Genomic DNA, 15622 nt, shown 5'->3' on the forward strand with positions numbered 1-15622 from the left:
TAAATTCTATCCTCCAAAAAGAATGGCGGATGATAACATATAATACATTAAAGTAAATCGAATTTGAAACAAAAAGAAAAAGTAATAAGCACTAAAAATAACAAGCAGATGAATTATGAGTAGAAGAAAGACGGGATAAAACGTTAGTAACGTGATAACGTGTAACGTTCTAACGGATTGCCGCACGACGTCCAGGGAAAAGAAATATAAAGATAGGAGAAAAGTAAAGATGAGCAGTAATAAATTACGAGTAGGTATAGTCGGAGCTACCGGCATGGTAGGTCAGCGGTTTATATCGCTGCTAGCTGATCATCCCTGGTTTGAAGTGGTAACAGTTGCAGCCAGTGAAAGAAGCGCGGGGAAGGTCTATGCTGACGCAGTTGCCGGCAGATGGGCGATGAAAACGGCTATTCCTGAAAAAATAAGTAAATTAGTTGTGAAGAACGCTTCCAGTATAAAGGAAGTTGCGGATTCCGTTGATTTTATATTTTGCGCGGTTGATATGAAAAAAGACGAGATAAAAGCGCTGGAATATGAATATGCAAAGGCGGAAGTTCCGGTAATTTCCAATAATTCTGCTCACAGATGGACGGAGGATGTTCCTATGCTTCTTCCTGAGTTAAACGACTTGCATATAAAAATAATTGACGCACAGAAAAAAAGGCTTGGGACGAAAAACGGGTTTATTGCAGTAAAGCCTAATTGCTCAATTCAAAGTTATGTTCCGGCCCTTCACCCTTTGCTTGATTTCGGGATTAAAGAGGTTGTAGTCTGCACTTATCAGGCAATTTCCGGAGCGGGAAAGACATTTGAAACCTGGCCGGAGATGATCGATAATGTTATCCCTTATATCGGAGGGGAAGAGGAAAAAAGCGAAAAAGAACCTCTAAAAGTCTGGGGAAAAATTGAAGGCGGAAAGATAGTTTCTGCCGTAAAGCCGGTTATTACAGCTCAGTGCATAAGGGTCCCCGTAACGGACGGTCATATGGCGGCGGCGTTTGTAAAATTTGAAAAAAAACCTGGAAAAGAAGAGATCCTAAAACGCTGGAAAGAGTTCAAAGGTAAACCGCAAAAACTTGATTTGCCCAGTGCACCCAAGCAGTTCATTAAATATTTTGAAGAAGATAACAGGCCGCAGACAAAACTGGAACGGGATATTGAGAACGGAATGGGTATAGCGGTCGGAAGGCTAAGAGAAGACCATGCTTATGATTACAAATTTGTCTCACTTTCGCATAACACAATAAGAGGCGCCGCAGGCGGAGCAGTTTTAATTGCTGAGCTCCTGAAAGCCGAAGGTTATTTACGGAGTAAATAACTTTCAGAGCAATAGAAAATGGAAAATCGACAATAGATTATGGTAAACGGCGGGAAAAAGCTCCCGCCGTTGTTATTTGCAAAATGCTTGACAAGAGGCATATTCATATGTATACTATAAGGAACATATGTACCTTATATGATACGTGAGGAAAAATGCTATATAATAACGCAGTTTATGAAATAATTAAGACACCCCTGGCTTTTACTCTTCTCCGTTATATGATATTATATGAGACCGAGCAGACGGGAAGGGAAACAGCAAGGAATATTGGTATTTCTTTTGTACATGCGCACAGAATACTTGAAGGATTGGTAAAACAGGGGATTGTCATAAAAAGAAAGGCCGGAAAAGCTAATCTATTTAAAATAAATCAAAAGCATGAGACCGTAAAAAGAATAATACAACCGTTAGTTATTGAAGAAAAAGATCTTGCTAAAAAAATACTAAAAATGAAATTGGAGGCGGCAGCAAAAAAAACGCTTTCTGTCGTTTTATACGGGAGTGTAAGCGAAGGAAAAGAAAGGCCTGAAAGCGATGTAGATGTCTTCTTTCTGACAAAAGACCCTCAAACTAAAGAGATTTTAAAAGAAAAACTTTCTGATCTGGCAGAGGATTTTGCAATATCAACAGGAAATAGATTGGATTCGTTGATATGGACGGTTGCAGAATACCGGAAGGAAAAAAACAATAAGAAGGGGGTAATTGAAGCAATTGAAAAGGGAGAGTTGCTGTTTGGAAAACCTATAGGGGAGGTTATTCAAAAATGATGTCTGAGAAGATTAAAACGAAGAAGGTTGAACAAAGCCGTTATTTGAACTATTTCAAAAAAGCTGATAGTTTTTATGAACCTCTGAGGACTTACGTCCGGAGTTTCGGCGAGCGGAATTCAATTTATTATTCATGCCGCATTCATCCACGGAGTTACCTCCATGGTTTTCTGCGGCATACTCGCCATAAAGCAGCCGGAGGTTGCTTGAAAGAATTGAACTATGAGGCGGCCGCTCTTGCCTGCATACATTGTGTAATCTCTGCAATTGATGCCTTTTTGGTTTTTAAGCTGGGGCTAGAAGTTCTTCGGAAAGGCACAGCGATGTCCTAAAACTTCTTGCCGAAGCGGGCGGTTCGGATTCAAAACAAGCTATTAAACATGCTGATGCGGTTTTGAGCGAAAAGACAGTAGTTGAGTATCTTGATGTTCTTGTTACCGAGAAGCAGGTTTTAGAACTCTACAAGCACGCTGACCGGTTTTTCTCCTGGGCGAAAGAAAGAATACCAAAGTAAATTTTCTAAACAGCAATAAATGCAGCGGGGTATTATGACTAACATCAGACTAACAATGGAATATGACGGGACTAACTATAAGGGCTGGCAAAGGCAGGAGGGGAAGCCTACTATTCAGGGCTCTCTTGAGTATGCTTTAAAAAAAGTCACAAAAAAAGAGATAACTACTTTCGGCGCCAGCAGGACTGATGCCGGTGTGCATGCTTTATGTCAGACTGTTACTTTCGACAATGATACGATTATTCCTCCGAAAAACCTGCACATTGCTTTGAATGATATACTTCCCCGGGATATTTTCATAACCAAACTTGAAAAGGTTAAATCAGGGTTTCACGCCAGGCATTCGGCAAAGATCAAGAGTTACAGATATACTGTTTACAACGGGAAAGACAGAAAAGTTTTTCTTAAAAACTTTGTTTGGTATTGGAGATTTCCTCTGGATATTAAAAAGATGAAAGCGGCTGCGAAGTTTTTGCTCGGTCGGCACGATTATCGGCCGTTCTCCTGCGACGAGGAGAGGGAAAATACTCTCCGTACTGTTGACAAAATAAAAATATTCAAAATAAAAGATATGGTATTTATAGATGTTACAGCTAAATCATTTTTAAGAAGACAGGTCCGCATGATGGCGGGTTTTCTCGTACAGGCAGGCGGCAGCAGGGTAAAACCTGAAATAGCAAAAGAAATTTTTAATAAAACCACCGGTATAAAGCCCCTTGTGGCTCCAGCCTCCGGGCTTTGTTTAACAAAAATAAAATATTGAATATTTATAGAAACAATATTTTCTGGTATACTTTTAGGAACTGAGAGGTTAATTGCCTCTTAAAAATAGACAAATACATAAGAGGAGCCTTAACATGAAAAAACCGGTAAAGATAACTTCAGGCAGTTCGTATCCCGCGCATCCTGTCATCGGGGTGTTTGCGACAAGTGATCCAAGAATTGATTCTGCTTCAAGGGAAAGATGCAAAAATATAATTGGTATGGTTGCGGAAAAGATTGCGGCTAATGTAAAGCTTGCAGGCGGGGAAGAGGTTGAGGTGGTATATTCGGAAACATTGGTGGACGGTGAAAATCAGGCGGATATAGTTGCCGGAGAATTAAAATCGAAAGGCGCGAATATTCTTGTTTGCGCTCCGGATACCTGGGCTTTTCCCCAGCTTTCTCTAATTTCTTTATTCCAGCAGTTCCCAAAAGGCACACCGCTTTGCCTGGTTTGCGGAAATTCCGGGCCGAAACCGGGTGTGGTATTTGCGCATGCCGCAAACGGAGCTATTTCCCAGTACGGCCGTCTGGTTCATCTTATAGTCGGAAGCTGGGCGGATACCGGATTAAATCCGGAGATGAGTGAGAAGACTGCCGTGGATCTGACGGATTGGTGCTACGCAGCTTTTACCACTCAGTACCTTAAGGGAAAACGTGTTATGCTTTTTGGGCATGATTCAATGGGTATGGAGACTGCGCTTGCCCATATTATTCCCGCAAGGAATACCTTTGGAATTGAAATCACCCGTTTAGATATGAAGCTTCTTTCTGATATGTTAAATAAAGAAGCTTATGATAAAAAAGAATTAAAAGAAATGAGAAGCTGGCTCAATGCACTGGCCGGAAAGAGAATAGAAAGAAGGAATTCTGAGGATGACGAACGTTTTAATAAATCTCTCGCAATGTACCTTGTGGTCAGGGATTTAATGAAAGATCTAAATGCAGTCGGCGGAGGTTTCATGAGCCAGCTGGAATGGGGCTCCGACAAAAGAGGAATTCCTCTCCCTGTTGCCGATACGATGGAATCACTCTTTAATTCTACTTTTGATCACAATGGAAACAAATCGCCGCTTCCTTATGCTACAGAAGCGGATGCGCAGGGGCTTCTTACCATGCTGTTCTTTACTCATTTAACGGGAGGAAACCCTCCGCTCTTTATGGATTTCAGAAAAGTCTGGGAAAGCCGCGAAGTAAAACAACTGATAGCTAAACTGAAGATTTCAGGCGTAAAGAAGAATGAAGCATGGATGGAAAAAGGTTTTGTTGACGGGGATAACTCCGGCAGCGCATCTTTTAACTGGGCGGCAAAACCGGGAGCTTCCGTAAAAGAGATCATGTCCAATGTCTCCTTCCCTCTTGCGGATGAAGGTTACTTCCCCGGAATGGGAAATTCCGTAACATTTGTAAGCCCCGGAGGAATAGAAGGAATTGCGGGACGTCTTGCTTACTCCTCGCTTTCCGATATGTTTACCCTTGTCTGGGATGAAGCCTCCACCGCGGAGTTACCGAAGAAATTAGCCGGCGCCGTTTGTAACACCTCCAATGCAGGCTGGCCGCATACTTTTGTTGTGCCGAAATACGCTTCTATGGTTGAGTATAAACAATACACTCCCGCAAATCATTTTCATATGACCTGGGGGTTAAAGCCTGCAAGGCTTCAGTATTGGATGGACCTGAATAATGTCCTTTCTTCAACGCCCTGGGTGAAAAGACCCGCCTTTGTAGAAGAAATTGACAGACCTCTTCCCCTTCTATATATAATAAACGGCGGAGAAACTAACGCAAAGCTCAAGCTGAACTCCTGAAATTAGACTTATTGACCTTTACTTCTAACACGGATGAATGGAGAGAGATAGAAGCAATTATATGTTAAAAAAACTATCTCTTTCCGTCTTCCGGCCTCTGTCCTCCGTTTTCAAGCTTTTGCCAACCTTCCAAACATCCAACCCTCTAAGCCTCTATCTACGCCTCTATGATAAGTGTCATATAGCAGTTTCCCTTTTACCTATAAAATTACAATATATGCCAAATATCAGATCCGGGGGGTGTTTTTATGAAAGTACTTATTGTAGGCGGGGTTGCAGGCGGGGCTTCTACGGCTGCTCGTTTAAGGCGTTTGGATGAAAAAGCAGAGATAATAATGTTTGAGCGCGGGGAAGAGATCTCTTATGCCAACTGCGGGATTCCATATTATCTGGGTGATGTTATAAAGGACCGCGATCAGCTTACCATTGTCTCAAAAGAAAGCTTTAACAATCAATTTAATGTAGATGTCCGGATAAGATCCGAAGTGATTTCAATAGACAGAAAAAACAAAAAAGTCAAAGTAAAAGACTCCTCCAATAATAATATATATGAAGAAAGCTATGATAAACTGGTGCTCTCGCCCGGAGGCACCCCTATAAGGCCCCCTATAACAGGTATTAATGATTCGAGGATCTTTACGATAAGAACACTTGCCGATATGGATCTGGTAAAAAGTTTTATCAAAGAAAAAACTCCTAAGAAAGTGGCGATAGTCGGAGCCGGTTTTATTGGTCTTGAAATGGCTGAGAATATGCATCATCTTGGTCTTATGGTCTCTATTGTAGAACTTGCTGATCAGGTTTTGAATGTCCTGGACGCAGAAATGGCGGCGGTAATACACGACCACCTCAAGGCAAAAAATATTGAGCTTGTATTAAATAATGCCGTTACCGAATTCAAGCAGGCGGGAACCGGACTAAAGCTGCTCCTTAAAGACGGGTACGAGATTGAAGCTGATTTCGTTATTCTTTCCATCGGTGTAAAACCTGAAACCGCTTTGGCAAAAGACGCCGGCATTGAGATTGGCGCACTTGGCGGAATAAAAGTTACCCCGGAATTAAAAACTTCCGATCCCGATATTTATGCACTTGGAGATGTTATCGAAACAAAGGACAGTGTCTGTGATTGCGCGTCCTTAATACCTCTGGCGAATGCTGCGAACAAACAGGGGCGTATCGTCGCGGATAATATCTGCGGGGGAAAGTCAACATATGATGGGACTCCGGGTACCGCGATTGCGAAAATATTTGATATGGCCGCGGCAATAACCGGGAGCAGTGAAAAGATTTTAAAGAAAAGAAAAATGCCTTACGGCAAATGCTATTTAATGCCTTCTTCACATGCGGGGTATTACCCTGATGCCTTCCCCTTGTATATGAAGTTCCTGTATAATCCTGCTGACGGCAGGGTTTTAGGGGCTCAGATCATCGGGCCGGAGGGAGTTGATAAAAGAATTGATGTAATTTCGGTTATGGTCCAGCTGCACCGTACGGTTTACGAACTGGCAAAACTTGAACTGGCTTACGCTCCGCCGTTCTCTTCCGCAAAGGACCCTGTTAATCTTGCCTCGATGATAGCGATAAATCAGATCCAGGGGAAAAGTCCTTACGTCTCCTTTGAAGATGTGGAAAATCTGAAAAAAGAAAATGCTCTGTTTATAGACGTGCGAAGCAAAATGGAATTTGACCTCGGACATATTGAAGGGTCGGTCAATATTCCACTTTCGGAGATTCGAAAAAGACTTAGCGAGATCCCGAAAGACAGAAAGCTCATTATGGTCTGTAATCAGGGGAAGATGGCGTACTTCGCGCAGTCCATACTTAAAAACTCCGGTTATGACAAAGTTTATGATCTAAGCGGCGGGTTTAAGCTCTATAAGATTGCGACGGCACTTCAGCAAAATGTCGGTATATTTCAATGCCACTACATTGATAAGCGGGATGATATCCGGACTGTGATCCCTGGCAAGGGAAAAATTTATAAACTGGATGCCGGGGGGCTTCAATGTCCGGGGCCTGTAATGGTTCTGGCAAAAAAGATAAGTGAGCTTAGTGACGGAGATGTAGTGGAGATTACCGCTACCGATCCCGGTTTTAGAAATGATATTCCTTCCTGGTGCGCAACGACGGGTAATATGCTGGTCTCAGTGGAAGAAAAAGATAAAAAAATAATAGCGAAGATCCAAAAAGGAAAGAGAGCAGAAAAAGCTTTTAACGGAGAAATTCCGCATGACAAAACAATTGTTGTGTTTTCCGGAGAGCTGGACAAAGTACTCGCTTCTTTTGTGATAGCAAATGGCGCCGCATCCATGGGAAGAAAAGTTACAATGTTCTTCACCTTCTGGGGTTTGAACGCCTTAAAGAAAAAATATTCGCCGAAAGTAAAAAAAGGTTTTTTTGATTTCATGTTCGGTATAATGCTTCCCAGAGGAAGCTGGCGTTTAAAATTATCCCAGATGCAGATGCTGGGTATCGGCCCGAAATTAATAAGGTTTATTATGAAAAGGAAAAACATCGATTCACTTGAAGCCATGATGTTTGCCGCGAAATCTGCCGGAGTAAGAATAATTGCCTGTCAGATGTCCATGGATATGATGGGTATTAAAAAAGAAGAGCTTCTTGACGGAATCGAAATCGGAGGCGTAGCCTCTTATCTTAATTCCGCCGAGTCTTCAGACACAAACCTCTTTATTTCTTAAAACAGTAAAAACGCCTTTAAAAACAAAGGTAACAGGGTGACAGTCACCTTTTTAACATCTCTTCGAAAGATCCGCCCTATATTCACTGGCGGATCTTCGAAAGATCCGCCTATATTACTGGCGGATGTGCCATCTCTTTTTTATCGGTGTCATCAGTTAGCTATTTAACCTTTGACAAATCATCTTCATTTTGGTATTATTAGACCTACGTTTTTAGTCGGGAGGAGATTTATCATGAAGTATGTAATAATTGAATCAGGAGCAAGGCAGTACAAAGTGAAGGAAGGCGATGTCTTTAATGTAGAAAAAGTCGAAACTAAAGGCAAAGAACAGACAATGGATAAAGTTCTTATGGCCGTGGACGGAGATAAAGTAAAGATAGGAAAGCCGGTTCTTAACGATGTAAAAGTAATTGCCGAAGTAATAGGCGAAGTTAAAGGTGAAAAGATCAGAGTTTTCAGGTACAGAAAGACCGAACAGTACAGGAAGACGATAGGCCACAGGCAGCAGTATACAAGGCTTAAAATTACAAAGATAGAGGTCTAATTTAAGGAGATTTTCGTATGGCAAGTAAAAAATCAGGCGGTACATCAAGGAACGGCAGGGACAGTCAGGGTCAGCGCATGGGAGTTAAAGCTTTTGGCGGAGAAGTTGTGACCGGCGGAAGTGTTATCGTAAGACAGCGCGGTTCAACATTTGTCGCGGGCGTTAATGCCGGCGAGGGCTCAGACCACACTATATTTGCAAAAATATCCGGTGTTGTGAAATTCACAAAGAACAGAGTCAATATAATAGCTGCTGAAATCCAAAAATAAACCTGTTGATCAGAGCCCTGTCCGTCAAAAACGGGCGGGGCTTTTTTTTCATATGCAGAAAAGTATTGGAGATTCTGCAATAACAGTCAGAGCTTGTATCTGCCTTCCAAAACATCAAAGGCAATAATGTTTCGGCATCCGCCAACGCTTTGTGGCGGAAGTGGAATCTGGTAGTTTTGCAATCTCTTCAAAAGATCCGCCTCATATAACTGGCGGAAGTGGAATCGTTTTTAAAGGAGTATAATATTTTTATGACAAAAATAATCGGTTCATTTTTATTGCTAATTTCCGCGGTATTTTCTTCAGGTTTTCCCGTAACACTTACGGATGATGCCGGCAGGTCTGCCTTGATCTCCAAAGAGCCAAAAAGGATTATTTCTTTGGCGCCCTCCAATACGGAGATATTATTTATGCTGGGTCTCGGGGACAAAGTAGCCGGGGTATCAAATATTTGCGACTATCCAGCTGAAGCCAAAAAGAAAGAAAAGGTAGGAGATTTCTTTTCTCCAAGTCTTGAAAAAATTCTTATGTTAAAACCGGATCTCGTTCTTGCCGGCGGCGGCGTGCAAAAAGAGCTCGCGATAAAACTTTCGACTATGGGTATTCCGGTCTTGACTCTCTACCCGAAGGATTTAAATCAGGTGCTTATGGATGCGGTGCTTGTCGGAAAAGCAGCGGGGAAAGAAAAGGAAGCCTTAACGCTTGTCAACTCCCTCAAGGAAAGAATTAAAGCTGTAAAAGAAAAAGCAAAGAACAGGAAAAAACCAAAGGTATATTTTGAGATCTGGAACCAACCGGTCACTTCCGCGGGAAAAGGATCTTTTATAGATGAACTCATAAGCCTTGCCGGAGGGGAAAATATATTTTCCGATATTGACAAAACCTTTCCCGAAGTAAGCGTGGAAGAGATAATAAAAAGAAATCCCGGCATAATAATAACCGCCTACATGGAAAAGAAAGGCAAGATGAAAAAAGAAATAACAGCCCGCGCCGGCTGGGGAAGTATAAAAGCAGTGAAAGAAGATAAAGTTTTCGACGATCTTAACCCCGACCTCCTCCTAAGATCCGGCCCCCGCCTGGTAGACGGACTGGAAGAACTATCAAAGAAAATATTTTCAGCGGAGAAATAACAAAGAAAACAGTTGCTATATCTATGCTTTCAGCATGAGATGAAAACCAGGGGGAAAAGCCGCATCTTTAATAAATTGACAATGCCTATACTAAATACTATAATTTATAAACATCTCCGAGCTCATTACCTAAAAGTGGCGGACAGGCTGCTCGGGGTTTTCTTTGGTATAACGCAATAAGGTGTTTTTGTGGTATATGTTTGTTTGAATATTAAAAATTGTCAGAAAAATGGAGCCATGAAATAAATCAGTGTCCACCTGCGGTGAGATCTCGTCCGCTACAATGCTGTGCGAGACCTCGCCAATAGGCGGGTCAAGGGCGGAGAATCCAGTAGTTTTGTAATCTCATCAAAAGATCCGCCCAATATAACTGGTGGATGTGGAATCTTTTTAAAAAGGAGTGTCATATGGCAAATGAAATAAAGATTGCGGTAATTGGATTGGATACCAGTCATAGTATTGAATTCACAAAAAGAATGCAGGCGCCTGATTGTCCTGCGGATATGAAAGTAGATGGGCTCCGGGTTATGACTTGCCTGGCATTTGTCACGCCTTTTCAAAATGAAGAGGGTATTAACACCAGGATCAAACAGCTTGAAGCCTGGGGAGTGAAGATCACCAGTACTCTTGAGGAAACAGTGAAAGGTGCGGATGCTGTGATGATAGAGATAGATGACCCGTCCTTGCATCTGGAATATTTTAAAAAATGTTCTGAACTGGGTCTTCCTATTTATCTTGATAAACCGATGGCGGATACTTATGTCAACGCCAAAATTATTTATGATATCTCGAAGAAGAATAACATTAAGATCTGCTCCATGTCCTCTTTGAGATTCCCTCCGGCGCTTAACGAAGCGATAAATAAAGTACCGAAACCGGATTTCAGTTATTTCTTCGGCCCTCTTGGTATTCCTCCGGCAGGGAGCAGTATTGTCTGGTACGGGGTGCATACATTTGAAATGCTGGTCCGTGCAATGGGAAGAGGCGCATTGTCCGTGCATACAAAAAAACACAGCAACGGTGTGGTTATCGTTGTCGAATATCCTGATAAAAAAGTAGCTATTGCGGATCTTATCGAAAGATGTTTTCAATATGGCGGAACGCTCAGAGATAAAGGCGGATCCATTGCCCCATTTGTTGTGGATAAAAAAATAATTTACACCGATCTGGTAAGGGAGCTCTTTGGATTTTTGAAGGGCGGCCCTGTCCCTGTACCTTTTGAAGACACTCTTGAAGTAATGGCGTTACTGGATACTGCCGAAAAATCCTTACAGTCCGGAAAAACAGAAAAAGTACCGAATAATATTTAAGTAAGGTGGAAGATAGAAGAATAGAGGCGCGGATGCTTGGCAAGAGCAGAAAGGTGCAGAAGTTACGTTAAATATTCTTTTTCTCGTAACCCGTCACCCGCAACTCGTAACATTTTAGGTTTATATCCGCGTAATTAACTATGGGCTCGATGCCGTGCCTGCGATCTTTATGCTTGCCCGCCGAGTTCTTTGGAGGGGAGGGAATCGGGCAACTACAATAACATATTTCTAATAATGGGGGATGTATGGCTAAGGAATTGAAAGTTGCTTTAGTAGGTCTGGATACCAGCCACAGTGTTGCTTTTCCCAAAAGAATGCAGGATCCTTCCTGCCCGCCGGAGCAGAAAGTAGAAGGACTCCGCGCAGTAACCTGCCTGGCTTTTGTCACACCTTTTCAAAATGAAGAAGGTATTAACGCAAGGAAGAAACAGCTTGAAGTACTGGGCGTGAAAATTACCAATACCCTTGAGGAAACAGTAAAAGGTGTTGATGCCGTAATGATAGAGCTTAATGATCCTTCGCTTCATCTGGAATATTTTAAAAAATGCTCGGATTTAGGACTGCCTATATTTCTTGATAAACCGATGGCGGATAACTATTTAAATGGCAGGATAATATATGATATTTCAAAGAAGAAAAACTTAAAGATCTGTTCTATGTCTTCCTTAAGGTTCCCTCCGGCTCTTACCGGGGCGATGAAAGAGATACCAAACCCGGATAACAGTTATTTTTACGGCCCTCTTGGAATTGCTCCTGCCGGAAGCAGTATTGTCTGGTACGGGGTTCATGTCTTTGAAATGCTTGTCCGCGCAATGGGGAGAGGCGCCTTGACCGCTCATACAACAAAGCACAGCAACGGTGTGGTTATCGTTGTCGAATATCCGGATAAAAAAGTCGCAATTGCCGATCTTACCGAAAATTGCGGCTCCTACGGCGGAACTTTGAGGAATAAAGACGGAGCTGCGGCGCCGTTTATCGTGGATCAAAATATTATTTATACTGATCTAGTCAGGGAGCTCTTTGGTTTTTTAAAGGGAGGTCCTTCTCCTGTACCTTTTGAGGATTCACTCGAAGTGATGGCTTTACTGGATACGGCGGAAAAATCATTCCAGTCAGGAAAAAAAGAAAAAGTACCGAATAATATTTAAGTAAGGTGGAAGATAGAAGAGTAGAGGCGCGGATGCGCAGATGCTTGGCAAGAGCAGAAAGGTGCAGAAGTTACGTTAAATATTCTTTTCTCGTAACCCGTCACATTTTACGCTTATATTCTCGAAATTAACTATGGGTTCGATAAATATATTGGTCTGCAAAATAAATTTATGGCGAATATGCCGCAGAAAACCACGGGCCCCTAATCCCTGTTTTTTATCAATTGCAAACCCCGTCTTTTTAAGATAAAATAAGATCATGAAATCGATAATTATTTTCATAATTGGTTTTACTCTTGGGCTTTTGGCTTACTATATTATTGATCTTCGCCGGAAAAAAGAGGAAGAGCAGAGGATGAAAGATTCTTTTAAGGCGTTGACCGTAGAGGCCTGGAAAGATATGATCCCTTTTGTTAATGAAGCTTTATCAAAGCAGCTGTCAGGAGGGGAGAAGGATCTGGAAAACAAGAAGCAATTGATAGATCAGACCCTGGGGAATATGAAAACCGATCTTTTAAAAGTTGAAAACCTGATGAACACCCTTGAAAAAGACCGTGAGAATAAATTCGGCGAACTTACCACGCAGATAAAACAGACGGCAGAGCAAACAGGAAAACTCAGAGAGAGTACGGATAAGTTGAATATCGCGCTTTCTTCCTCCCAGGCCAGAGGTAAGTGGGGGGAGAGAATGGCTGAAGATGTTTTAAAGCTGGCCGGCTTTACCGACGGTATTAATTATGTTAAACAGCAAAAAAACGAAGCGGGAAATAAACCGGACTTTACTTTTACTCTTCCAAAAAACCTTAAAGTTAATATGGATGTAAAATTCCCGCTGGATAATTATATGGCGTACCTTAACGCGGGAAGCCAGGTGGAAAAGGATAATTTTGAAAAGAAATTCCTTTCTGATGTCAGGGGAAGAATAAAAGAAGTGACCACCCGGGATTATATTAATGCGGAAGAAAATACTTTGGATTATGTGATCGTATTCATACCTAATGAGCAAGTATTTGCTTTTGTTAATCAGAAAGAACCTGCGATAATGGATGAGGCGCTTAATAAAAAAGTTGTTCTCTGCTCTCCGCTTACCCTGTATGCTCTTTTGGTCATAATGAGGCAGGCGATAGATAATTTTAAAATGGAAGCAACCGCGGCGGAGATCTTAAAATTACTTTCGGCTTTCGGAAAACAATGGGATGAGTACACGGGGTGTTACGAAAAACTTGGGGAAAAAATAGAAGCAGCGAAAGAAGAATTTACCAAACTGGTTACGACAAGAAAGAATAAGCTGGATTCTGTTGTCATTAAAATCGAGAATCTTAGAGAAAAAAGCCATCTTAACCTCCCTCAAGAAAAGGAGTAACCAGTCCTTGAATAAAAAACAGCGGATATCTGTTCTGGCGGCAGCTTTTTTTATGTCCATGTGCTTTGGTGCCGGCTATGCGTGGAGTGTTTTTGCTCAGGAACTTCATTCGAAATTCGCTTTTTCCATGAAAGACGCGCAAATGGTGTTTGCTATCTTTCAGGTAGTATTTGCTGCAGGTTTTCTTGCAGGCGGAAGATTAATAAAAAAAACAGGACCGCGTTTACTTGCTTTTATCGGCGGAGTTGTCATGGGTACCGGCTTCTTCCTTTCCGGTATGGTTGAACCGGATCTGATGATTTTGATAATAGGTGTGGGTGTTCTTGGCGGGGGTGGAGCAGGTCTTGCGTACATTTGTCCTCTGGAAACGGTCCAAAAATGCTTTCCTGATAAAAAAGCGCTGGTAACAGGAGTTTCAGTGAGCGGCCTGGGTATCGGCTCCTTGCTTCTTGCGCTCGGGGTCGATCATTTTTTAAGTCGCGGCATTCATATTTCGTATATATTTAAAATTACAGGAATACTTTTATTTATAATTATTTGCGGGCTTTCCTTTTTTCTGCGAGACCCAAATGCAGGAACATGTGAAAAAGAGATCAAACCGTTAAAATACCGGGAGATTTTTTCTTCTTCAAAATTTTGGGCGTTGTTTTTCGCCATGTTAGTATCTTTATTTTCCGGACTCATGGTCATAGGAAATATAAAATCCATGGGTCTAACCTGGGGTGTTTCCGGAATTTATGCCGCTTTCGGGGTTTCCGTGCTTGCAATTTTCAATTCAGGGGGAAGGATGCTTTGGGGTGCTATAATTCATAAAATTGGAGAGGAAAAAAGCATATATATTTCTATATTAATACAAGCCGCGGCACTATTTTTTGCCGTGTTTTTTGTAAAGAATACCGCGCTCTTTTTTATTTTTGCAATGCTGTCCGGCCTTAATTACGGCTGCGCGCTTGTGGTTTACGCCTCTGCTGTCTCAAAATATTTTGGAATAGAAAGATTGGGTCAGATATATCCGCTTCTTTTTGCCGGGAATTTTATAAGCGGACTCATCGCACCGCCTTTTGCCGGATGGATATTTGACAAAACAGGAAACTATAACTATGCGTTGTTTTCAGCTTCAGGCATACTTTTCTGCGGGTTGGGTCTCTTCTATATATTATCCGGAAAACCGGAAAAAAATAATATTATTGTGTAATAACTTATATTATGCTAATATTTTTACAGGTAATCTTTAATAAGGGGGTTCTGTGCAGATACTTCAGAAGAAAGAAGCCGTTAAGACCGGCTGGAATTTAACAAAAAAACATTTAGGTTTTGCCATAGTTGTTTATGCCGTCTATCTTGGAATAACAATAGGACTAAGCGCCCTACAGATCACTGTTGAACGGTTTATGGGGAAAGGACTCTTCTACTTTAATACTACAGTAATAGAATACCTTGCTGCGGTGCTGCTTATGATGGGGACGTATAAAATATTTCTTGACCTTTATGACGGTAAAAAGGCCGAACTTTCAACGCTCTTTACTACTTATGAGAAGTACTTTGATTTTCTTGTTTGCTATATTCTTGTTCTCCTCATAGTACTTGCGGGTTTGATACTATTAATTGTTCCCGGTATAATCTGGGCAATAAAATACCAGTTTGCTCTTTATCTGGTTATTGACCGGAAGATGAAACCTATTGAAGCGATAAAAATGAGCGGGAAGATGACACAGGGGCATAAAGTTAACCTCTTCCTATTCTGGTGGGTTCTTTTCGGTGTTTGTATGCTTGGCTTTATCTGTTGTTGTGTTGGTATTATTCCTGCAGTAATAGTAATGATTTTTGCCATGATCCATATTTACAGAAAACTTCTTCAGGATTTTGAGGTAGGGCAAAAGCCGGAGGGAAAAGACAATACAAAGTCAATAATTCAGACTGTGTCGCAATTATTTCTAGAAACACCGTTCTTTGACAACTGGAACCAAGAAGCGGTTTTTTAACCG

General features: G+C 41.7%; 15 protein-coding genes. 14 read left to right on the forward strand and 1 reads right to left on the reverse strand.

The window, feature by feature from the left end:
• Positions 1 to 229 precede the first annotated feature (229 nt).
• The 11 genes from A2536_06035 (at position 230) to A2536_06085 (ending at position 12274) form a co-directional block, all read left to right on the forward strand.
• On the forward strand, positions 230 to 1318 hold the full coding sequence (locus A2536_06035) for an aspartate-semialdehyde dehydrogenase (GenBank protein OGF46988.1): 1089 nt from the start codon (positions 230 to 232) through the stop codon (positions 1316 to 1318).
• A gap of 155 nt (positions 1319 to 1473) precedes the next feature.
• Positions 1474 to 2088 (forward strand): hypothetical protein, encoded by a 615-nt coding sequence (locus A2536_06040; GenBank protein ID OGF46989.1) that lies wholly within the window; start codon positions 1474 to 1476, stop codon positions 2086 to 2088.
• Positions 2085 to 2420 (forward strand): hypothetical protein, encoded by a 336-nt coding sequence (locus tag A2536_06045; GenBank protein OGF46990.1) that lies wholly within the window; start codon positions 2085 to 2087, stop codon positions 2418 to 2420. The genes A2536_06040 and A2536_06045 overlap by 4 nt, the downstream gene beginning before the upstream one ends.
• Before the next feature lie 216 nt (positions 2421 to 2636).
• Positions 2637 to 3365, forward strand: a complete 729-nt coding sequence (locus A2536_06050) for a tRNA pseudouridine(38-40) synthase TruA (protein ID OGF46991.1) — start codon at positions 2637 to 2639, stop codon at positions 3363 to 3365.
• Between the two features lie 94 nt (positions 3366 to 3459).
• Positions 3460 to 5172 carry a hypothetical protein gene (locus A2536_06055; GenBank protein ID OGF46992.1) on the forward strand — a complete coding sequence of 571 codons (1713 nt, stop codon included), beginning with the start codon at positions 3460 to 3462 and terminating at the stop codon, positions 5170 to 5172.
• Positions 5173 to 5420: 248 nt separating this feature from the next.
• Positions 5421 to 7871, forward strand: a complete 2451-nt coding sequence (locus A2536_06060; GenBank protein ID OGF46993.1) for a pyridine nucleotide-disulfide oxidoreductase — start codon at positions 5421 to 5423, stop codon at positions 7869 to 7871.
• Between the two features lie 234 nt (positions 7872 to 8105).
• Positions 8106 to 8417, forward strand: a complete 312-nt coding sequence (locus A2536_06065) for a 50S ribosomal protein L21 (GenBank protein ID OGF46994.1) — start codon at positions 8106 to 8108, stop codon at positions 8415 to 8417.
• 17 nt (positions 8418 to 8434) lie between these two features.
• A complete protein-coding gene (locus tag A2536_06070; GenBank protein OGF46995.1) occupies positions 8435 to 8686 on the forward strand; it encodes a 50S ribosomal protein L27 in 252 nt (83 codons plus the stop codon).
• A gap of 251 nt (positions 8687 to 8937) precedes the next feature.
• Positions 8938 to 9816: a hypothetical protein gene (locus A2536_06075; protein OGF46996.1), complete on the forward strand. Its 879-nt coding sequence runs from the start codon at positions 8938 to 8940 to the stop codon at positions 9814 to 9816.
• 407 nt (positions 9817 to 10223) lie between these two features.
• A complete protein-coding gene (locus tag A2536_06080) occupies positions 10224 to 11126 on the forward strand; it encodes a hypothetical protein (protein OGF46997.1) in 903 nt (300 codons plus the stop codon).
• 245 nt (positions 11127 to 11371) lie between these two features.
• Positions 11372 to 12274 (forward strand): hypothetical protein, encoded by a 903-nt coding sequence (locus A2536_06085; protein ID OGF46998.1) that lies wholly within the window; start codon positions 11372 to 11374, stop codon positions 12272 to 12274.
• Positions 12275 to 12349: 75 nt separating this feature from the next.
• On the opposite strand, the gene A2536_06090 is transcribed toward A2536_06085, so the two are convergent.
• Complete coding sequence (locus A2536_06090; protein ID OGF46999.1) at positions 12350 to 12556, reverse strand: hypothetical protein; 207 nt, start codon at positions 12554 to 12556, stop codon at positions 12350 to 12352.
• Between A2536_06090 and A2536_06095 the strand changes: the two genes are divergently transcribed.
• From A2536_06095 to A2536_06105, 3 genes are read left to right on the forward strand one after another with little or no spacing between them, the layout of a single operon-like run.
• The gene (locus A2536_06095; GenBank protein OGF47000.1) at positions 12534 to 13637 is read left to right on the forward strand and encodes a hypothetical protein; all 1104 of its coding nucleotides are present in this window, start codon (positions 12534 to 12536) and stop codon (positions 13635 to 13637) included. The two genes, A2536_06090 and A2536_06095, sit on opposite strands and share 23 nt — an antisense overlap.
• 7 nt (positions 13638 to 13644) lie before the next feature.
• Positions 13645 to 14832 (forward strand): hypothetical protein, encoded by a 1188-nt coding sequence (locus A2536_06100; protein OGF47001.1) that lies wholly within the window; start codon positions 13645 to 13647, stop codon positions 14830 to 14832.
• A gap of 52 nt (positions 14833 to 14884) precedes the next feature.
• Complete coding sequence (locus tag A2536_06105; GenBank protein ID OGF47002.1) at positions 14885 to 15619, forward strand: hypothetical protein; 735 nt, start codon at positions 14885 to 14887, stop codon at positions 15617 to 15619.
• The last annotated feature ends 3 nt before the right edge of the window (positions 15620 to 15622 follow it).

This window comes from Candidatus Firestonebacteria bacterium RIFOXYD2_FULL_39_29, assembly GCA_001778375.1.
GTDB lineage: Bacteria > Oederibacteriota > D2-FULL-39-29 > D2-FULL-39-29 > D2-FULL-39-29 > D2-FULL-39-29.